This window comes from Sphingobacterium sp. LZ11T8 (genome assembly GCF_024261425.1).
Classification (GTDB): Bacteria; Bacteroidota; Bacteroidia; order Sphingobacteriales; family Sphingobacteriaceae; genus Sphingobacterium.
The window spans coordinates 225696-245569 of the sequence record NZ_JANBZY010000003.1 but is presented as its reverse complement, the minus strand read 5'-3'; the positions used below and the strand labels follow the sequence as shown (position 1 = coordinate 245569).

General features: G+C 39.4%; 20 protein-coding genes. 13 read left to right on the top strand and 7 right to left on the bottom strand.

Features of this window, described 5'->3' with window-relative positions; all coding sequences use genetic code 11:
* The first annotated feature begins 21 nt into the window (after positions 1-21).
* Positions 22-765, top strand: coding sequence for a hypothetical protein (locus NLF99_RS09255; RefSeq protein ID WP_185218413.1), 744 nt, complete (start codon positions 22-24; stop codon positions 763-765).
* 6 nt (positions 766-771) lie between these two features.
* Positions 772-1371 (top strand): hypothetical protein, encoded by a 600-nt coding sequence (locus NLF99_RS09250; protein WP_254527878.1) that lies wholly within the window; start codon positions 772-774, stop codon positions 1369-1371.
* A gap of 788 nt (positions 1372-2159) precedes the next feature.
* Here NLF99_RS09250 and NLF99_RS09245 read toward each other — a convergent pair.
* The 5 genes from NLF99_RS09245 to NLF99_RS09225 form a co-directional block, all read right to left on the bottom strand.
* Positions 2160-3431: a chloride channel protein gene (locus tag NLF99_RS09245; RefSeq protein WP_254527876.1), complete on the bottom strand. Its 1272-nt coding sequence runs from the start codon at positions 3429-3431 to the stop codon at positions 2160-2162.
* 140 nt (positions 3432-3571) lie between these two features.
* On the bottom strand, positions 3572-3784 hold the full coding sequence (locus NLF99_RS09240; RefSeq protein ID WP_093097998.1) for a DUF2945 domain-containing protein: 213 nt from the start codon (positions 3782-3784) through the stop codon (positions 3572-3574).
* A 16-nt stretch (positions 3785-3800) separates the two neighbouring features.
* The gene (locus NLF99_RS09235) at positions 3801-4325 is read right to left on the bottom strand and encodes a DUF488 family protein (protein ID WP_254527874.1); all 525 of its coding nucleotides are present in this window, start codon (positions 4323-4325) and stop codon (positions 3801-3803) included.
* The gene (locus tag NLF99_RS09230; protein ID WP_254527872.1) at positions 4312-5010 is read right to left on the bottom strand and encodes an SMUG2 DNA glycosylase family protein; all 699 of its coding nucleotides are present in this window, start codon (positions 5008-5010) and stop codon (positions 4312-4314) included. Before NLF99_RS09230 ends, NLF99_RS09235 begins: the two co-directional genes overlap by 14 nt.
* Before the next feature lie 55 nt (positions 5011-5065).
* Positions 5066-6205: an acyloxyacyl hydrolase gene (locus tag NLF99_RS09225; RefSeq protein WP_254527870.1), complete on the bottom strand. Its 1140-nt coding sequence runs from the start codon at positions 6203-6205 to the stop codon at positions 5066-5068.
* Positions 6206-6322: 117 nt separating this feature from the next.
* Here NLF99_RS09225 and NLF99_RS19790 point away from each other — a divergent pair, with 117 nt between their 5' ends.
* The 9 genes from NLF99_RS19790 (at position 6323) to NLF99_RS09180 (ending at position 16697) form a co-directional block, all read left to right on the top strand.
* Positions 6323-7237, top strand: coding sequence for an AEC family transporter (locus tag NLF99_RS19790; protein WP_254527868.1), 915 nt, complete (start codon positions 6323-6325; stop codon positions 7235-7237).
* Between the two features lie 100 nt (positions 7238-7337).
* Entirely contained in the window at positions 7338-8303 is a 966-nt protein-coding gene (locus NLF99_RS09215) for an SUMF1/EgtB/PvdO family nonheme iron enzyme (protein WP_254527867.1), read from the top strand.
* A gap of 40 nt (positions 8304-8343) precedes the next feature.
* Entirely contained in the window at positions 8344-9657 is a 1314-nt protein-coding gene (locus tag NLF99_RS09210; protein ID WP_185213667.1) for a Gfo/Idh/MocA family protein, read from the top strand.
* A 29-nt stretch (positions 9658-9686) separates the two neighbouring features.
* Positions 9687-10667 carry an FAD:protein FMN transferase gene (locus NLF99_RS09205; RefSeq protein ID WP_254527866.1) on the top strand — a complete coding sequence of 327 codons (981 nt, stop codon included), beginning with the start codon at positions 9687-9689 and terminating at the stop codon, positions 10665-10667.
* Between the two features lie 27 nt (positions 10668-10694).
* Positions 10695-11621 (top strand): hydroxypyruvate isomerase family protein, encoded by a 927-nt coding sequence (locus NLF99_RS09200; protein WP_185213669.1) that lies wholly within the window; start codon positions 10695-10697, stop codon positions 11619-11621.
* Between the two features lie 99 nt (positions 11622-11720).
* Positions 11721-12971 (top strand): nucleoside permease, encoded by a 1251-nt coding sequence (locus NLF99_RS09195; RefSeq protein ID WP_185213670.1) that lies wholly within the window; start codon positions 11721-11723, stop codon positions 12969-12971.
* A gap of 20 nt (positions 12972-12991) precedes the next feature.
* Positions 12992-14674 carry a GMC oxidoreductase gene (locus NLF99_RS09190; RefSeq protein WP_185218430.1) on the top strand — a complete coding sequence of 561 codons (1683 nt, stop codon included), beginning with the start codon at positions 12992-12994 and terminating at the stop codon, positions 14672-14674.
* An 18-nt stretch (positions 14675-14692) separates the two neighbouring features.
* On the top strand, positions 14693-16117 hold the full coding sequence (locus NLF99_RS09185; protein ID WP_254527865.1) for a Gfo/Idh/MocA family protein: 1425 nt from the start codon (positions 14693-14695) through the stop codon (positions 16115-16117).
* A gap of 10 nt (positions 16118-16127) precedes the next feature.
* Entirely contained in the window at positions 16128-16697 is a 570-nt protein-coding gene (locus tag NLF99_RS09180) for a gluconate 2-dehydrogenase subunit 3 family protein (RefSeq protein WP_185213672.1), read from the top strand.
* A gap of 57 nt (positions 16698-16754) precedes the next feature.
* Here NLF99_RS09180 and NLF99_RS09175 read toward each other — a convergent pair whose 3' ends face one another.
* On the bottom strand, positions 16755-17462 hold the full coding sequence (locus NLF99_RS09175; protein ID WP_254527864.1) for an acyl-[acyl-carrier-protein] thioesterase: 708 nt from the start codon (positions 17460-17462) through the stop codon (positions 16755-16757).
* Between the two features lie 125 nt (positions 17463-17587).
* Between NLF99_RS09175 and NLF99_RS09170 the strand changes: the two genes are divergently transcribed.
* A complete protein-coding gene (locus tag NLF99_RS09170; RefSeq protein ID WP_093097978.1) occupies positions 17588-17854 on the top strand; it encodes a hypothetical protein in 267 nt (88 codons plus the stop codon).
* A gap of 175 nt (positions 17855-18029) precedes the next feature.
* Here the strand turns inward: NLF99_RS09170 and NLF99_RS09165 are convergent, their stop codons facing one another.
* Positions 18030-19109: a calcium:proton antiporter gene (locus tag NLF99_RS09165; RefSeq protein WP_214648507.1), complete on the bottom strand. Its 1080-nt coding sequence runs from the start codon at positions 19107-19109 to the stop codon at positions 18030-18032.
* 235 nt (positions 19110-19344) lie between these two features.
* Between NLF99_RS09165 and NLF99_RS09160 the strand changes: the two genes are divergently transcribed.
* Positions 19345-19872 carry a DinB family protein gene (locus NLF99_RS09160; protein ID WP_254527861.1) on the top strand — a complete coding sequence of 176 codons (528 nt, stop codon included), beginning with the start codon at positions 19345-19347 and terminating at the stop codon, positions 19870-19872.
* The last annotated feature ends 2 nt before the right edge of the window (positions 19873-19874 follow it).

Genomic DNA, 19874 nt, shown 5'->3' with positions numbered 1-19874 from the left:
GATGCAGGGATAATGAGTTTTATGAATAAAGTAAAGTCATCCCATTTGTGGGGTTTGCTTGCAGGGGTCGCCTGTTTGAGCAGTTGTAGTTCAGTTTATTTGCCCAATGTTCCAGCAACACCGATGTTTAATAACAAAGGAGAAGGGTATATTGCGGCACATGTTAACCCTAAGGGGAACCTAAGCGGCAACCTAGGTGTTGCATTTACCGACCACCTTGCCATTATCGGAAATGGCTCCTATATCAATTACCATTCAGACAATAATGATTTCAAACAATATCTGTATGAAGGTGGATTAGGCTATTATACGGTAGTTGGAAAAGCTAAGCGAAGTGTACTGGAATTCTATGGAGGTTATGGCGTAGGAGCGACAACCGATGTTGATAAAAGGGCGAGCACCACAGGGGCCGATCCAGTGGAAACAAGAGACCTTGACTTCAACAAAATCTTCGTTCAGGCAAATTTTTCGTCAACAAGAAAAAACAAGATTAATCTTTTTGGCAAGAAGAGGACTCTAAACTATGGAACAGCAATTCGCTTGAGCCGTGTCAAGATGGATCGATTTGAGCTTAATGGGGTTGCCTCACAGCTTGAAGAGAATGTGTATATAGAGCCTGTTTTCTTTACGAGGTTGGAATTGAATAAAGGGTTTCAAATCCAATATACCAATGGTTGGAATATTGGTCTGATGGACAATCAGTATTTAAAACCTGGAAATGCTGTTTTTACACTTGGTTTGATTTATAATTTTGGAAGAAAGTAATAGAATATGAGAAAATTAATAGGAATAGTATCCGTTCTGGCAATCCTGATGTTATCTGGTTGCCAAGTAAACAAAAAAGCCCAGATCAAGGCTTTGGCGGACTGCGAATATGATGTCGAGTCGGTTGATCAGGTGAAGTTCAATGGCAAGAATTTGGAATCTTTCAAGGGAGCGGATGGGAACTATAATATGTCCTCGATTGCAGGATTGGCGGTAGCTCTGTTCAGCAAGGAACTTCCTCTAGAAGGTAAGGTGAATCTGAAAGTTACCAATCCGGAAGCTCAAAAAGCTGCTTTTAACTCTTTCAAATATGTCATTGAGATCCAGAATTCTCCTCTGTTTGAGGGTACGGTAGATCAGAATGTAAGTTTGACCCAAGGGCAAAGCACCATTGTTCCGATGACATTCAAAGCCAATATCTTTAATAAAGCCAAAGAAAATGGCTTTGAGAAGTTTTTCGATGAACTCCTGAACAAGAAATCTGAAGGCTTTATGGTCCTTAAGATCAAACCTTCTATCCGTATCGCAGGACAGAATATTTATTATCCATCCTATATCACCGTCGATAAGAATTTTGGCAGTAAGATATTTAAGCTGTTTAAATAACAGAAAAGGGGCAAATGAAATTTGCCCCTTTTCTGTTATTTGGATTTGAGATGTGAGATATGAGTATTGAGATGTATAAATTCGCCAGCAGGGGTGGGATCTTTGTAGAAGGGCAGAGCGATTAAGGGATAATCCCTAGCGGGGGTGAAATATTTTTCAGTATTTCCCCTTTATGGGAATAAAGCAATAAAAAATAGTTTCCTCATCTTACGATAGCGGAATGACAAACAACTCTAAATAAAATAAAAAATAGATTCTTCGTTTCACTCTGAATCCCTCTCAGGAATATCCAATTCTGAACGGTGAGTGAAGAATCAGTCCGTAAATGTCCCACAACGTGCTTATCATCATCCATCGAAGAGGGATGACCTGTTCGCCAACACCATAATGATTCTAATGTTCCGAGATGTTTCGTGCCTGCCAATGACAAATTTGATAGAACTGTGTTTCTAGGTATTTAGACCTATAATTATTATCCAGAAGATTTTTTTTATCCGCCATACCTCCCTAGAGGGGATGAATTATTTTAGCATGGATGGTAAACAATATAGGGCTAATGCAAAAACGATGTTCGATTAATCGAACATCGTTTTTGCGCAACTTCCAGGCTAATGTGCCATGCCAGCTAAAATAATGGAAACCCGAAAGGGGTTCTATATTTAAAAAATAAAAGAGCTAATTAATTTTCATTGACAACTTGCTGTCATTACCTTCCAATAAATTTAGCTCAAATTTTTACTTCTCAACATGACAGCAACACTTAACTGTCAATTGTATGGATAGCTAAACTACGCCAAGGAATTCTTTAAATTTTCTTTGTACATGTCGTAGGTGTATACATTGTATGGTAGGAGTTTGTAAGCCAAATATTTTGATACCAAGCAACAAACGATCAATGGAATGATTAAGCTGTATCCATTAGGCACAATATTGCAAATCAAGAAGATGGATGTAAAGGGCGCATAAATAGCTGCTGAAAGAGCTGATCCGGCACCTATAAGTGCGAAATTGATTGGACTTACCTCCATGTGAAGGAAAGTTTGGCAGAAAATTGCTACTAGCAGGCCTAAGAAAGCTCCAACAATAATGCTTGGTGCGAATACCCCTCCGTCGCCTCCAGCACCTAAGGTAAGGGAGGATGCCAATGGTTTCAATAATACAAGCAGGAACAAATAACCCATGGAATTTGTTTCTGCATGAAGGACTTCATTTAAACCCTGGTAGCTATCTCCGAATAGAACTGGAAAGAAGAAAATTAGAATTCCGACCGTAATAGCGCCTAAGTTGACCCGTATAAAGTTGTTATTGATATTTCCGAAGAAAGTCTTGATCCTGATCATCAATAAGGTGAATCCTACAGCGAACAAGGCTCCTAAAAGGCTTAAGAGTAAAAAGAATGGCGTAGCCTGCCATTTCCATTCCACGATCTGCGTAGGGATGATCCGTTCATTTCCTAAACCATATATAAATAATGCTGCAACTAAGGTGGAGGCCAGGCAGCTGATCAAAATGGTCGGTTTGAATTTTCTGCTGATGGCTTCAATACCGAAGAGCAATCCAGCTAAAGGGCTGGAGAACAATATGGCAACCCCTGCTGCCGAAGCTGCACAGATAAGTTCCCTTTTATAGAGTTTGGCCGAAAAGTTTTTCTTGTACACTTCATTTCCAATGGTTGCCGTAGAAACTACTGTAGAAACTTCAATTCCCGTAGAGCCTCCAAAGATTACGGTCAAGAATCCATTGATGAAGTGGGATGGAATCTTAAATAGGGGTAAGTGGTCTTTCCTAAGGTCCAAAGTTTTATAGATTTCAGTCATTCCCTTGTTTTTCCTTCCCTGAAAGGCATATTTTCTGAGGAAGTAGATGATGGTGATACCAATTGAAGGAAGGATGATGAATAGGTAAGGATTGGTTTCAGAGACAAAATTGAACATATGATGTTCGGTCTTTTCTGTAATATAGCGCAGGGAAACAGCAAGAATAGAACTCAGTAAACCCACTATTAAAGAAATGGCAAAGAGCTTGAAATAATTTTGATGAATGACTTTTTTTCTATTCATTTTAGAAAGTGAATTTAAACTTGACGCCGGGAATATGCGTAATTGAACCTAAATCGAGAGTCAAGTGGGAGAATGCGACAAATTTAAGTTATTTGTAGAAAAAATGAGTTTATGTAACATGTATTGTTACATTAATTAAATTATTTTTCGAGCGTTAATGCTTTTCCTTTATGGGCAGCGATATGGTCGGTCTTACTGCTCTTGATTTCATATTGCGGGTCTTGCGGGCTGGCTCGATGGGTGTAGCCTTTATAATCGAAATCGCTAGTATGGATTTTGATGATGGTTCCAGAAACCCGACCTGCTTCAGAATTCCAGCTGACCAGGTCACCAATTTTGAATTTTGTGTCCATGATAATAGGTTCTTGTTTATGATGAATAATTTAATTTACCGTCTACAATGCGTGCAGCTGAGGTATATGGATGTTCCTGAGCTTTGCCAATAGCCATAATATGATAGACTTGCCATCCTCGTATCTTCAGATAATCGGAAACTAAAGATCGATGGCATCTCCACCAAACAGCCTCTGAGCACATATAGACCGTTTTTTGTTCAGTTGCCATAGCTTCTAATTCAATGATTCCCTGTTTAAATTCATCTGTTTCCATATAATCGGCATAGCCCCGAAAGGAAGGGTTTCTCCAAGCGTTATTATGACTGTCCTTGTGAGCAGGTCTACGACCGGTCAAGGAGCTCAGATGGATGTATTTTATTCCATGTTTTTCTAAGGAGATCTTGAGTGCATCCTGATTGAATTGCGGGAATTTACGAGAGCCAGGCAACTTTCTTATATCGACCAGGAGTTCAATGTCAAAGGAGTCCAGCATATCCAAAAACTCTTGGATGGGATGGGTCGAATGCCCAATGCTGTATATGATCTTAGACCGTTCCATGATTTTGATTGAATGCGACTAAGTATTTATCTATATAGAGTGGTTTTTCTTTTGATTTATATTGCTGAATAAAGCGAGGGTGTTCAAGGACTGTCAGTTTATCAAATAGATTGGCTTTCTGATTGAGTTTATGGATGAATTGGGCATTCTTTTTTCCTAAAATAAAGACCTCATCTTGGTAAAGACCTAATTCGATATGGCTTTTTAGGGATTCGATCATGAAATCTTTAACCGCAAGGAAGAGTTTGGGGTCATCGTAGTAATTGGCATTGAGGAATTGGCCGGGTTTAACTTCACGGATTATGGCCAATGGGAAAGGGGAGTTAATATAGAATTCTCTGTAAAACTCGGCTGCTCCGCCAAATTCTTCAATCATATCATACATAAAGACGGAAGATATTTCATGCGTACGTGCAGAAGTCATTTTTATACCGCATGCCGATTCCAGTCTTTTTGTGTCCGTGAAGGGGACACCTGTAACGCCGGCACCATGTCTACTGGGATTGATTCCGATCAGGAATTTTCGGGGATTGTTGTCGGCATAATATTGATTGTAGAATTTCCGCATGACTTCCAGGGTCTCAGGATTATCCATAAAAGGGTTCATCACAAAAAATCCCTCGGGTAATTTGCCTGTATATTGAAGCCTTTGGTTGAAGTCAATTACTTTATCTGCAAAATTCATTTGACAAATGGATTTGGTTTCCTATTGCTTCATTAAAGGTACGAAAAAGCTAGGTTTAATTTCCTTTATCTCTATTGAAAGTGTAACCGACAGTCCATTCGATGAAATCGGCCTTACCCATATGAGCTTTAATGGAAACCCCTGCATTGATGTTCTTATAGACGTAATAGCGGGCACCTGCTCTTAAGAACACACGCCTGATTTCGCCGTTGAAGCGTTGGTTGTGCAAGTAATAGCCCACATTACCGTTCAGGACCAGTTTTTCATTGAGGATATGGGCCACATAGAAGGAAGGGCCTCCTGATAATTTAGAACTTAACTTTCCAGATTTGTCCCCCGCTATTTCGGCGTCATTTCCTGATGAGGAATAGAAGAGGTCAAATCCTCCACCCAGCCTCCATTTATAAGAAACATGTCTACTGGCATAAAGGCTCAAAGTAGATTTAAAGAACCGTTCATCAGATTCATTCTTTAATTGTTTAAATCCTACACCGTAATTAACATGGTAAAGGATCTTTTTGGAATAGGGCTTAAGTACAGAATCTCGATTGATCTTGATGTCAGGATTAAATTGATAGTTTACCGAAACAGTCAAAGGCACCAAGTTCACACCTTTGTTAGGCAATCGGAGTGCTCCATTAGAGAAATGATGGAATGCCAATCCTACTCCAGCTTTCCAATGAGGATTGATTTTATATTGGGTTCTGATCCCTAGGTCAATAAACACGTTGTTTTTTGATCCTATGACTAGATTCAATGGGTTTTCATTTTCGTTGTAAGGCTTGAAGTTTCCGGATAGACCAAGGCCAATGCGGTAATCATAGCTCCAGCGGCTGTCCTCTTTTGGAGCGATTGGAGTTTGGACAAAGCCATAAATTGCGAAAGGGCTACCTAAGATATCGGTATTGAAGGTGCTAGAATATAGTCCGATACCATAAATAGGGTAGTTGTATATTTGATAATACTGATCTTTTTTAGCACGCTGTTTCCAACCGATCTTAAAGTTTAATCCATTATAATAAGCACCTTCATAGGTTGAAGATTTAAGACCTTTTTGAGCGAGAATGCCGCCGTTTTCGGTTTCTAGTTCCAGAATCAATGGACTCTTTTTGATTTCCTCTTTGATTTGCGTTATTTGGCTATTGGCCAAAAAGGGTAGAAGCGTAAATAAGATAAGTATAGTGTGCTTAATCACAGAATAATAATTATGGATTATACATAAGTCGACAAAAATAGTAATAACTTTGTGCCTTAAAACGAGTTCAGTGTCATTTTTGTTTCAAATGATCGTGCTGAAAAAAAATTAGCTAACGTGTCAAACTTTATCCTCATTATTTTTTGCCTAGCCGCTGGGATAATAAGTAGAAGATTTAATTGGGTTGCCAAAGATGGATATAAAGCCTTGAATGCATGGGTTTTGTATTTCGGATTGCCTGCCATTTCCTTTAATTATCTACCAAAGTTGAGCTGGGACAATAATTTATTGTTCACGATGTTGGGACCAGTTTTGGTGTTGACAGGGTCCTTGATTTTCTTTTATATCCTGGAAAAAGTGACCCGTATATCCAAAAGAACTTCCCATACCTTGATGTTGATCGCTGGATTGAGCAACACTTCTTTCGTTGGCTTTCCTCTGATTACAGCTTATTTCGGCACGGATGCCCTGCCAATAGGAATCGTTAGTGATCAGATGACCTTTTTCTTGCTGTCTACCGTAGGGGTGGTAGTCGCTATGAAAGGGAGTTTAAAGAAGAAGAATAATGTTGATTTCAGGTATATTTTGAAAAGGGTATTTACATTCCCTCCATTGATAGGATGTTTATTGGCTTTAACCTTGGGAAGGTTAATAGACCTAAGCAGTTTAGATGATTTCTTTAGGATTTTAGGATCTACGGTTTCTCCCATCGCCTTGTTTTCAATAGGCCTTCAACTGAACTTTGGGATTGTAAAGAGTGAAATTCCCAATATTACCTATGCTTTGGTTTATAAACTGATTTTTGCACCTGCAATCGTAATCCTTGTAGCCTTCATGATGGGGCTAAAAGGGGAGATTGTTCAGGTTTCTATATTTGAGATGGCGATGCCTAGTTTGGTGGCTACCAGTATTATATTAAGTCAGTTTAAGTTGAATTCGAAGGTGGGAAACAGTGTCATTGGGATGAGTATTCCCTTGGGTCTTTTGAGCACTTACTTCTGGTATCAAGTCCTTATTACATTCCTAATGTAACCTAAATGTTATTGAAATATTTCTAGAATTGCTTATCTTTATTGAAATAATTTCATTGAAAATCGAATTGATTTTAAGTTTTTACATACTATAACTATTTATGAGGAGAGTTTTATTCTTTGCCTTGTTGGCAGGGATACAAATGTCTAATGCGCAAGAAAAACACGAGCGTTACACACAAAAGATAGAAGGGACAAGTTTAGAATTCACGATGGAAGCCATTCCTGGAGGAGAATTTAACATGGGAAGTGCGAAGTCGTCTAATGCGGATGAGAAACCCGTTCATAAAGTGAAGTTAGATCCATTTTGGATGGGTACCTATGAAGTTACTTGGAATATTTTCGAGCCATTTTTATACAAGGATTACGAGATCACCAAGTCTACGGATGGAAAAGTGCCAACAGCAGTTGATGCGGTGACTAGGCCTACAAAGCCATATCTGGATATGACCTTTGGTTTTGGCAAGGATGGTCAACCGGCCTTGGCAATGACCCATTACAATGCTATACAGTTCTGTAAATGGTTATATGTAAGAACGGGTGTTTTTTATAGGTTACCAACTGAAGCGGAATGGGAATATGCTGCAAGAGCAGGTTCTGAAACCGAATACTTCTTTGCAGATGATGCAGCGCAGCTAGCTGACTATGCAGTTTTCAAGGATAATTCATCTGGTAAAACAGCGAAGGTTGGAACAAAAAAAGCGAACCCTTGGGGTTTATATGATATTTTAGGAAACGTTTCGGAGTGGACCTATGATCAGTATGATGCTGATTTTTATAAAACTTTGGAAGGTAAGGTGTCAGATAACCCGGTGAATGTTCCGACCAAATTATATCCTCATGCGGTACGTGGCGGTTCATTTGAAAGTGGAGCTGCCGATATGCGTTCAGCTGCAAGAGGGGCGTCAGACCCGATTTGGAAACAATTGGACCCACAGATTCCAAAATCAAACTGGTGGTTTCCGGAAGCTCCTTTCGTAGGGATGCGTTTAGTACGCCCGGTTAAACAACCTAGTCATGAGGAGATTATGGCGTATTATGATAAAGCGCCTTTGAAGGATTTTTAATTAACTTAAACCGTATAATACTCAATTTAAATCTAATTTCATGGAAAGTTTAAAACGTAGGGATTTCATAAAATCTTCTTCTGCCCTAGTGGGTGCTGCTGCCTTAACGGGTAGTTCAGTGAGCAGTGTATTCGCTGCAGGTTCTGACGTTATAAAAATTGCTTTAATTGGATGTGGTGGTCGTGGAACTGGAGCAACATTTGATGCTTTTGCTTCAGGTCAAAATATCAAATTAGTGGCAATGGCCGACGCATTTAAAGATAACCTGGATTCTACTTATGATACACTTAAGGAGAAGTTTGGGGATAAGATAGATGTGCCAGATAGCCGTAAATATGTGGGTTTTGATGGCTATAAAGCTGCAATCAAAGATGCTGATGTCGTTTTATTAACGACTCCTCCAGGATTCAGACCTATTCATTTTGAAGAGGCTGTTAAACAAGGCAAACACGTTTTCATGGAAAAAGCAGTGGCTGCTGATATTCCAGGAGTTCGCAAGGTCTTGGAAGTAGCAAAAATTGCGAAACAAAAGAAATTAAACGTTGTGGTAGGTTTGCAAAGACGCTACCAAACAAACTATAGAGAAGCAATTAAGCGTATTCACGATGGTGCTATCGGAGATGTGGTTTCCGGACAGGTATATTGGAACAGCGGTGGTGTTTGGGTAAGACCTCGTAAACCAAATCAAACTGAGATGGAGTACCAAATGCGTAACTGGTATTATTTTAACTGGTTATGTGGTGACCATATTGTTGAGCAACACGTGCATAATATCGATATTGCTAACTGGGTAAAACAAAAATATCCTGTTTCTATCCAAGGAACCGGAAGTAGAGCCCATAGAACTGGAAAGGAGTATGGGGAGATCTATGACAACTTCGCTATTGAATTAACTTATGATGATGGTTCAGTGGTTTATAGCCAATGTCGTCACTTTGAAGGAATCTCGAATAGGGTAGATGAGACCTTTCAGGCTACTAAAGGTAGAGTGTATTTATCTGCTGGAAACCAGGCTGTTTTATATGGTCCAGACGGTAAAGAAATCTATCGTCACGATCCAAAAGGTAATCCTAATCCTTACCAGCAAGAGCACAAAGAATTGTTTGAAGCTATTGCTAAAGGTGAATATAAATTTGAAGATGCCGAATACGGAGCGTATAGCTCGTTGACCGGTATTATCGGAAGGATCGCTTGTTATACTGGAAAAGTGATCAAGTGGGATGAGGCTATTCAATCCAATATCAGCTTGATGCCTGATCAGTTCACTTGGGATGCAAAACCAAAGGTATTGCCGAATGCAGATGGATTCTATCCGGTTGCAGTTCCAGGTCATGATGTAGAGAAATACATTTAATAGTGATAAAACTCTGTAATTTTATCATTATGATATTAATTGGTTGCTGTGCCTATGGGCAGCAACCAATTTCTGCTTTACAGAAACACGAACTTTACGGACGGGCTCAAGGTACAACCTATACCATTAGCTATTACGCTCCAACAGCTTCAATTACCCAATCTTCTATCGACAGTATATTTGCGGTCATAGATCAATCCATGTCCCTTTATAAGAAGGATTCCCAAATTTCAAGGTTTAATGATCCCAATACGGATAAAATGAAATTGGATCCTCATATGTTAAAAGTGATGAAGGAATCTTTCCGAGTATATAAAGACTCGAAAGGTTTATTTGATGTTACGGTGATGCCATTGGTTTCCTTATGGGGATTTGGTCCAAAGGAAGTCGTTGATATTCCAGATACAGCGACTATCAGGGAAACGATGGAGCATGTCGGGATGGATAAACTTCGCTTATCGGGAAAAACCTTGAAAAAGAAGGCCCCAAAGGTGGAGGTTGATCTGAATGGAATTGCCCAAGGCTACACTGTTGATGTTTTACATGACTTTCTCCTAAAAAAGAAAATAGCAAGTTTTATTGTAGAGGTGGGGGGAGAGATTAGGGCTTATGGTACAAAACCCGATCAAAGCACTTTTAAGGTGTTGGTGCAAAGGCCGGAGCAGGCTATCGGAGGTTCAGACCATATTCTGGAATTAAGAAACAAAGCGGTCACGACCTCAGGGAGTTACGAGAAGTTTCGTAAAGTAAAAGATTACAGGTTTTCACATCATATGGATCCCAAAACAGGGTTTCCGATTAAATCACAGATTATATCAGTAACAGTGGTTGCCAATACAGCAATGGAGGCGGATGCCTATGATAATGTGTTCATTGCGATGAAACCAGAGGACGCGATTTCATTTGCGAATTCCAAAAATATAATTGATATTTATTTAATGTATTTGGAGGAAGGGACAGTGAAAGAAGCCCAATCTGCTGGATTCAAGAAGTATTTGCTAACCGATTAAATACTTAAAATTTAAACTTATACCTAAATGAAACGTTCGGATTTTTTAAAAAACAGTTCCCTTTTGGTTGGAGCTTCATTATTCTCTAATGGGCTTTCTGCCAATGATCAATCTCAAAAACCTATGGAATCGAAATCAGCCAATCAACCATTCAAATTAAACTATGCGCCGCACCAAGGGATGTTCAGTGCAACGGCAGGAAAGAATTTCCTTGATGAAATTCAATATATGTATGACTTAGGCTTCAGAGGAATTGAAGACAATGGCATGCCAGGTCGTTCGGTGGATGAACAAAAGAAAATCGGTGATTTGCTAGCGAAGTTAGGGATGACCATGGGTGTATTTGTGGTGCCCAAAGGTGGTAATGGTGCGAATTCATTAGCTGCTGGAAAACAGGAGTTTGTAGATGTGTTTCTAAAGGGATGCAGGGAGTCTGTCGAGATCGCGAAACGTTGTCATGCAAAGCATGTAACTGTGGTACCGGGAGATTATGTCAGAAACCTTCCAATTGGTGTGCAGACTGCGAATGTTGTAGAAGGGTTGAGAAAAGGAGCGGAAATATTCGAACCGCACGGTATTACCATGGTATTGGAACCATTGAGTGATACGCCAGACCTGTTCTTAAGATTTACCGATCAAACCTATGAAATCTGTAAGGCTGTAAATAGCCCATCATGTAAGATTCTATATGATGTATACCATCAACAAAAAAATGAAGGGAATTTAATTCCGATGATGGATTTATGCTGGAGTGAAATCGGTTATATCCAAGTTGGTGACAACCCGGGAAGAAGGGAGCCGACAACTGGAGAAATCAATTATAAGAACCTATTTAAATGGTTGTACGAGAAGGGGTATAAAGGTGTGGTTGGAATGGAGCACGGTATGTCCAAGTCGGGCAAAGAAGGTGAAGAAACCTTGGTTAAAGCCTATAGGGAGGTTGATTCCTTCTAATGCTAAAGGGATTTAGTATTGAAACAAATTCGTGATTATATTTTGTTATTAGCATATTATCTCTATCTTTAAATTCAAGATTTTAGTAAACCTTTTAGAATGTCTTCATCAATTAAATTTAAACTCTCTTTCATGATGTTCCTCGAATTTTTTATTTGGGGAGCTTGGTTCGTTACGCTCGGAACATTTTTAGGAAACAATTTAAAAGCGTCAGGCTTGGAGATCGCAAATGTGTTCTCTACACAGTCATGGGGTGCTATTATAGCTCCATTTATCATCGGAATGATTGCAGACCGATATTTCAATGCAGAAAGAATCCTTGGTATTCTGCACTTAGTTGGGGCATTCCTAATGTACCAACTTTATCAGAGTGATTCCATCGGATCTTTCTTCCCTTATGTTCTAGGCTATATGATCCTCTATATGCCAACACTTTCATTAGTGAATTCCGTATCATTTAGACAGATGAAGAATCCTGAAAAGGAATTCTCATTTATTCGTATTTGGGGTACTATCGGATGGATTATCGCTGGATTGTCTATCAGTTACCTATTTAAATGGGATAGCCCAGAAGGCTTACAAGAAGGCCTGTTGAAAAACACCTTTATGATGTCAGCAATTGCTTCTTTGGTTTTGGGTATCTTCTCATTTACTCTACCGAAAACTCCACCTGTGAAAGCTGGAAACAGTGGTGAGAAAGAAAGCATTTCTAAGATCTTAGGATTGGATGCCATCAAGTTATTGAAAGATCGTAACTTCTTGGTGTTCTTTATCTGTTCTATCCTGATCTGTATTCCATTGGCGTTTTATTACCAATATGCGAATCCATTCTTAACCGAGATCGGTTTAGCGAATGCAACAGGTAAAATGACGATCGGTCAGATTTCAGAAGCACTTTGTTTATTGTTATTACCTGTATTCTTTACAAGATTTGGTTTTAAGAACACCATTTTGTTGGGAATGTTGGCTTGGGTAATTCGTTATGTATTATTCGCATATGGCAATGCAGGCGAGATGACCTTTATGCTATTGATCGGTATTGCACTGCACGGGATCTGTTATGACTTTTTCTTTGTATCAGGTCAGATCTACACAGATTCTAAAGCTGGAAAAGATAATAAGAGTGCGGCTCAGGGATTGATTACGTTGGCAACATATGGAGTAGGCCAATTGATCGGATTCTGGGTGGCAGGTTATGTGAGTGACATGTATGTGAACATCAAAGCATCGGATTTGGCTTTGTTCTGGAATAAATTATGGATAGTTCCTGCGGGGATTGCATTTGTGGTGATGATCATCTTCATGCTTTTCTTCAAAAAGGAAACTATTCAGACACAAGTAGAAAACTAATTAAAATTTAAAAGATAATGGTGGAAAATAATGTATATGATGCTATTGTTATCGGATCTGGAATCAGTGGTGGCTGGGCAGCCAAGGAACTTACTGAGAAAGGTCTGAAAACAATTATGCTAGAGCGTGGCCGCAATGTGGAGCACGTGAAAGATTATCATGCCAACAAAGACGCATGGGAATATCCACACCGTGGTGGTAGGACAGTGCAGATGGAGAAGGATTACCCTGTTTTAAAACGTGATTACCCATTGAACGAGAAAAACTTAGATTTCTGGGTTAATGAAAAAGAAAGTCCATACACGGAAGTGAAACGCTTTGACTGGTTTAGGGGATATCATGTTGGAGGTCGTTCGTTGATGTGGGGTCGTCAGAGTTACCGTTTAGGTGATCTGGACTTTGAAGCAAACTTGAAAGATGGCCATGGAGTAGATTGGCCTATCCGTTATAAAGATATCGCACCTTGGTATAGCTATGCTGAGAAATGGGCGGGTATTTCCGGTAACCGTGATGGTCTGGATGTACTTCCGGATGGCGATTTCTTGCCTGCGATGGATTTTAACATCGTTGAGAAAGATCTAGCTGAGCGTTTGAAGAAAGAATATGGTGGAAATCGTCACTTCATTATGGGACGTACCGCCAATATTACCCAACCGCATACTGGCCGTATCAACTGTCAATACCAAAATCAATGTTGGTTGGGATGTAACTTTGGAGGTTATTTCAGTACACAGTCTTCTACATTACCTCCAGCAATGAAGACCGGTAATCTGACGTTGAGACCATTCTCTATCGTAACGAAGATCATCTATGATAAAGACACCAAAAAAGCAAAAGGTGTTGAGATCATTGATGCTGAAACAAATAAAACTTATGAGTTCTTTGCAAAAGTAATCTTTGTATGTGCTTCTGCATTTAACTCAACATGGGTGTTGATGAACTCGGCTACTGATGTTTGGGAAGGTGGATTGGGAAGTAGCAGTGGTGAATTGGGACACAATGCAATGGATCACCACTTCCGATTGGGAGCTGGTGGTAGGGTTGAAGGTTATGATGACAAGTATTTCTTCGGAAGACGTCCTACTGGCCTTTATGTACCTCGATTTGTAAATATCCCTAGTGATACCAAGAAACGTGACTATGTACGTGGATTTGGTTATCAGGGTTCAGGAAGCCGTGGCCGTTGGTCTGGAGAGATTGCAGAAATGCAGGTGGGTGGTGCATGGAAAGATGCATTATGCGAACCTGGAAACTGGAGCGTTGGATTTACAGCATTCGGTGAAATCCTTCCTTACCATGAAAATAAAATCTCATTGGATAAGACTGTCAAAGATAAATGGGGCTTACCTGTATTGTCGATGGATATGGAAATCAAGGACAATGAGCAAAAAATGCGTAAGGACATGACCGAAGAGATGAAGGAAATGTTGGAGAAAATCGGCGTTAAGGATGTAAATACTTATGATGGCGGTTATAATTTCGGTATGGGTATCCACGAAATGGGAACTGCAAGAATGGGTAGAGATCCTAAGTCTTCAGTGTTGAATGGCAACAACCAAGTATGGGATGCATTGAACGTATTTGTTACTGACGGAGCTGCCATGACTTCTGCAGGATGTGTGAATCCTTCATTGACTTATATGGCCTTGACTGCAAGAGCTGTAGATTTTGCTGTAAGTGAGCTGAAAAAAGGTAATTTATAACAAACTAAACCCAATAATATGAGTAAGAATAATTCAAGAAGAGATTTTATTAAGAATTCTGCGATAGCAGCGGCTGGAATCAGCATCGTGCCTAGACACGTATTAGGTGGTACTGGATTTACTGCTCCTAGTGATAAATTAGTTGTTGCGGGTATCGGTGTAGGTGGTAAAGGTGAGAGTGATATCAAATCATTCCATGATTCAGGAAAAGCAGATATTGCTTTCCTTTGTGATGTGGATGACCGTAGAGCTGCCACTTCAAGAAAGCGTTTTCCAAAAGCTAAATATTATAAAGATTACCGCGAGATGTTGGACAAAGAGCACAAGAACATTGATGCTGTTTCTGTTTCAACTCCCGATCATAACCACGCTATCCAAGCTTTAGCTGCGATGCAGTTAGGTAAGCACGTATATGTTCAGAAGCCATTGGCACACGATGTATGGGAAGCAAGGGTTCTAACGGATGCTGCCAAAAAATACAAGGTCGTTACTCAAATGGGTAACCAAGGAGCATCGAATGATGGTCCTAGACAGGCGCGTGAGTGGTATGAAGCTGGTCTGATCGGTAATGTTCATACGGTTTACTGTTGGACTGACCGTCCGGTATGGCCTCAAGGTATTTCTTGGCCTACGCAAAAGGCTAATGTACCTTCTGAACTGAACTGGGATCTTTGGTTAGGAACTGCTCCTCAAAAGGATTTTGTAGATAAATTGGTTCCATTCAACTGGAGAGGTTGGTGGGATTACGGTACAGGTGCACTAGGAGATATGGGATGTCACCTATTAGAGGTTCCATTTAGCGTCCTAGGGCTTACTTATGTACAAGATGTTCAAGCATCTGTAGGTTCAGTTTATGTGGATGAGTTCAAACGTGGATACTTCCCAGAAAGCTGTCCTCCATCTTCTCACGCGACAATGACTTTCCCGAAAGCTGCTAGAACTACAGGACCTGTGACCTTGCACTGGATGGACGGTGGTATTCAACCAGCTCGTCCTGAAGAATTAGGACCTAACGAAATTTTCGGTGATGGTGGTAATGGTATCTTATTGATCGGTGATAAAGGAAAAATCTTAGCTGATACTTACGGTGAGAACGCAAGGTTACTTCCTACCTCTAGAAAAGAAAACGTAGCGTTGAAATATGAGCGTGTACCAGGAGCTGCAGGTGGTCACTATGCACAATGGGTGGAAGCTTGTATCGCAGGATATGGCAAGAAAGAAGTAAGTGCTCCTTTCGAAATCTCAGGTCCATTGACTGAGGCGCTATTAATGGCTAACTTAGCTATCCGTGGTGCTGATTTACGTGTAGATGGAAGATATCCTGGACGTAGCTTGAAGCTATTATGGGATAACGAAAATATGAAAGTTACTAACTTTGACGTGGTTAATCAGTTTGTAAAACGTAACTATCGCCAAGGTTGGGATGTTAAATACACAATTTAATTAAAGAACAATGAATAGAAGAGAGGCATTAAAAAACGTTGCATTCATCGTTGGGGGTTCTGTAATTGGTGCGAACTTGTTCTTACAAGGTTGTACTAGACCTGCTTCGAAAGAAGTTGCATCCTTATTCGAAGGTGATACACCTGATTTTTTGGGTGAATTAGCCGAAGCTATTCTTCCTAAAACCTCCACTCCAGGCGCAAAAGAGGCTGGTGTTGGTCAGTTTATCCCAGTGATGATCCGCGATTGCTACGAAGAGAAAGATCAGAAAGCCTTTATGGATGGTCTGAACGGTGTAGATGATCGTGCTCAAAAAGAATTCAAAAAAGGATTCGCAGAGCTTTCAGCTGAAGAGAAACTACAATTTGTAAATAATTACGATAAAGAAGCCAATGAATATCAAAGCAACAAAAAAGAAGGCGATGCAAATCACTTCTTCACCATGTTGAAACAATTGACATTGACCGGTTACTTTACTTCAGAAGTAGGAATGAAACAAGCATTACGCTTTGTAAAGATTCCTGGAAAATTTGATGGTAATTATCCATACAAAAAAGGAGATAAAGCTTGGGCTTTATAGTCACAGCTAATGCATAAAAAAATCCCTCGATTTGGTTCGGGGGATTTTTTTTGATATTTATTTGGTCAATCGCATCAGGAAATGTATCCTGCCATCTTTCTGGATGCTGAATATTTTGTCCTCAAATTCCTTGATTTCTATACCGTCTCCATAATTCAATTCTTTCAGGAAATTCATTTCTAAGCGAGTAAAGGAGCCTTTTAAGATACTTTTGGGGTCCATTGCATCAAAGCACCACTCCATGTATTTGACGTTATTGGCATGGTTTACAATGTCTAGGTCGGACAATTTTACCCTATAGTCGCTCAAAAGTTGAAAATCCACGTTGCCATCAATTTTCTCAACAGCATTTTTGGTAGGGATTTTATCTCTAAAAAACTCCATGTGGTCTGTGCTCAGGGCAAAGGTATCTGCTCTTCGGGTTCTGATGTTAAATACCATCCATAGACTGCTGGCACTAATCAATACTTGATCACCAAGCCATAATTCAAAATTACGGATGGAACGGCTTCCCGTAAAATCCTGGATCCAGGTTCGGATCTTCACGGTCTGGGTATATTTTGGCAAACTGTCTATTTCAATCAGCATCCTGCTCAGCACCCAAGACTGTCTTACATCAAACATAGCCTTATAGCCAAACCCTAAGTTCTCAGCATGCTCACTCGCCGTAATCTGTAAAATGTTGTTTAATTCACTATATTTCAACTGCCCGTTAGGATAACATTGGGTGAAGTTCAATGTCCATTCCTTTTCAAATATGCCCATTTATATGTGTTCTGAAATCTAATGCAAATGTAACTAATTTAATATTCTGCCCTAAAATCTTGCTGAAATATATATTAATTTATAAATTAACGTTAACCTTTTAAACCTCTTAATTAGATTGACGAATGACTGGAACATTAATTGAAAAAGAAGACGTAGATAAATTTAGAATTATCCCCGCCGAGACTGATAAAACAACCCAATTTTCAAACAAACTACAAGGTGCTGTGCGCTTGGGCAATGAATTCAAATCGAAGACTACTATCGTTTTCAATACTGAAGACGGTCCAAAACGTATAGAAACAACTGTGTGGTCCTTAACCGATAGGTATATCCAGATTAAACATGGAATTCTTATTCCATTGAAAGCATTGATTGAAATAGAATATTAGCAAATAACCAGGTTTAGAATCGAGGTTATTTAATTATTTAGAGTTGAAACAACAAAAAGAGCTGTCCTTGGACAGCTCTTTTTGCATGTAGATTGAAAGAGATGCGTTGCTAGGAAAAAACAACGCTCTCCGTTCAATTCTTGATGTTACTTAATAATTATCTTTAATATCCTCTTTAAGGATTGAAAATTAATATCACAAAGACCGCAAACAGAACTAAATGCATAATCCCTACAATAGGAGCGGTCCTTCTACCAGAAAAGGAAAGCATGCTCAAGATCAAGGTAATAACAAAGAGTATGGTTTCTGTTGTGGTCATACCAAATAAGACTGTTTTGCTAGCTATAAGACCAATAATCAATACTGCAGGTACCGTAAGACCTACCGTAGATACAAAAGCACCATGACATAGGTTGATAGCACGTTGGAACTCATTATTCATTGCTGCTTTAACCGCTGTCATCGATTCTGGTGTAAACACAATGATGGCAATCAATACTCCACCTAACAATGGAGGAAGATTCATTTCCTTGATTCCATAATCAACCAAAGTAGCAAGGTTATGGGATAAGAGAACAATGGGCAATATCATTCCTAATAACACCAAAGTCCGCAATAACACCTCTTTTTTACTTACTTTTTCATTTTCATGTCCGTCAGTTTGTTGGCTTTCATTCCGTTGGCTGAAAAGGATTTCCATCTGTCCGGGTTTGGGTTGAATATAGAGATGCCTATATCCCTTCATTTGATAGGCCAAAAAGAACCCATAAAGTAAAATGACCAATCCTGAAATACTGGCGGCCTGTACAGTGGTAAATTCCCCATTCCCTTTTCCTTCGATGAAATTGGGAATCATCATCGAGATCCCGCCAAGCATAATGATCATGGATAAATAGGTAATTGTTCCTTGTGCGTTATACTCCTGCTCTCCATGTCTTAGACCACCAAGAAGAATACATAGACCTAAAACCAAGTTCATAATGATCATCATCACAGAAAAAATGGAATCTTTTCCAATGGTCGGGTTGTCCTCAGGGCCGAACATCATGGCAACAATCAAGATGACCTCGATGGAGACAATGGAAAGGGTTAGGATCAGCGTTCCATACGGTTCACCGAGTTTATGGGCCAATTCATCAGCTTCTTTAACAACTCCAAAGGCAGCACCGATGATAGTTGCCAATACAAGTACGAAAATACCTATAGCCAATGTGTTGTTTCCGTAAAGGCCTTCAATACTTTTTCCAAAAAACATAAATATAAAAACCATCAACCAGATTAGTATTAGTCTGATAATTGTGTTTTTTGTTAAAATATTGTTCATTTTTTCATCTCCTTTTTAATTCTGTAAGAATTGATTTTTTTTGTCCATGCAAATCTCCACAATATTAATCCTATTATTTTTTACAAAAGTTAAAAAAGTATTAAGTTTCTGTTGACAAACTACTGTCATTGAATGTTATACTTTTGAGAAAATCAATGTTTATATCATGGAATATTCAAGTGTTATTAAAATTTTATTATCCCAGTACCGAGCTGCCCTAGGCATGTTACGTGATGTGACCGAAAAAGTATCTGATACTGAATGGAACAGTCATGAGTATAACAATCCAAATTGGCAATTGATTTATCATACGATATGGAGCGCCAAACTGTACCTATCTGCAAGTTATGAAACCTTTGTGCCTTTTGCTGGAGCAATTGAAGGCGCAGAAAGTTTAGGTGGAGATAAAGACTGGGAAAACTCAGAAGTTGAAGTGGTAGGACTTCATTCTAAGCAAGAGATATTGGAATTTATCCACGAGGTTGAACAAAATTTGGAAAGCTCCTTAACGCTATTGCCCTTGGAAGCAGATTCCGGTTTTGAGTGGTATCCTTATAGCAGATTGGAATTGCATTTAAATACCATCAGGCATATTCAGCATCATACAGCCCAGCTTATTGAGCGCTTGAAGTCGAAGGGAATTACTGGATTTCCATGGTGGATAGATCAGAACAAACCTGGTGAATGGATATAAAC

Bases quoted from the DNA above. Each gene is read 5' to 3' on its own strand.
- NLF99_RS09255 (WP_185218413.1), top strand. From the start codon at position 22: ATGAATAAAGTAAAGTCATCCCATTTGTGGGGTTTGCTTGCAGGGGTC.
- NLF99_RS09250 (WP_254527878.1), top strand. From the start codon at position 772: ATGAGAAAATTAATAGGAATAGTATCCGTTCTGGCAATCCTGATGTTA.
- NLF99_RS09245 (WP_254527876.1), bottom strand. From the start codon at position 3,431: ATGAATAGAAAAAAAGTCATTCATCAAAATTATTTCAAGCTCTTTGCC.
- NLF99_RS09240 (WP_093097998.1), bottom strand. From the start codon at position 3,784: ATGGACACAAAATTCAAAATTGGTGACCTGGTCAGCTGGAATTCTGAA.
- NLF99_RS09235 (WP_254527874.1), bottom strand. From the start codon at position 4,325: ATGGAACGGTCTAAGATCATATACAGCATTGGGCATTCGACCCATCCC.
- NLF99_RS09230 (WP_254527872.1), bottom strand. From the start codon at position 5,010: ATGAATTTTGCAGATAAAGTAATTGACTTCAACCAAAGGCTTCAATAT.
- NLF99_RS09215 (WP_254527867.1), top strand. From the start codon at position 7,338: ATGAGGAGAGTTTTATTCTTTGCCTTGTTGGCAGGGATACAAATGTCT.
- NLF99_RS09210 (WP_185213667.1), top strand. From the start codon at position 8,344: ATGGAAAGTTTAAAACGTAGGGATTTCATAAAATCTTCTTCTGCCCTA.
- NLF99_RS09205 (WP_254527866.1), top strand. From the start codon at position 9,687: ATGATATTAATTGGTTGCTGTGCCTATGGGCAGCAACCAATTTCTGCT.
- NLF99_RS09200 (WP_185213669.1), top strand. From the start codon at position 10,695: ATGAAACGTTCGGATTTTTTAAAAAACAGTTCCCTTTTGGTTGGAGCT.
- NLF99_RS09195 (WP_185213670.1), top strand. From the start codon at position 11,721: ATGTCTTCATCAATTAAATTTAAACTCTCTTTCATGATGTTCCTCGAA.
- NLF99_RS09185 (WP_254527865.1), top strand. From the start codon at position 14,693: ATGAGTAAGAATAATTCAAGAAGAGATTTTATTAAGAATTCTGCGATA.
- NLF99_RS09180 (WP_185213672.1), top strand. From the start codon at position 16,128: ATGAATAGAAGAGAGGCATTAAAAAACGTTGCATTCATCGTTGGGGGT.
- NLF99_RS09175 (WP_254527864.1), bottom strand. From the start codon at position 17,462: ATGGGCATATTTGAAAAGGAATGGACATTGAACTTCACCCAATGTTAT.
- NLF99_RS09170 (WP_093097978.1), top strand. From the start codon at position 17,588: ATGACTGGAACATTAATTGAAAAAGAAGACGTAGATAAATTTAGAATT.
- NLF99_RS09165 (WP_214648507.1), bottom strand. From the start codon at position 19,109: ATGTTTTTTGGAAAAAGTATTGAAGGCCTTTACGGAAACAACACATTG.
- NLF99_RS09160 (WP_254527861.1), top strand. From the start codon at position 19,345: ATGGAATATTCAAGTGTTATTAAAATTTTATTATCCCAGTACCGAGCT.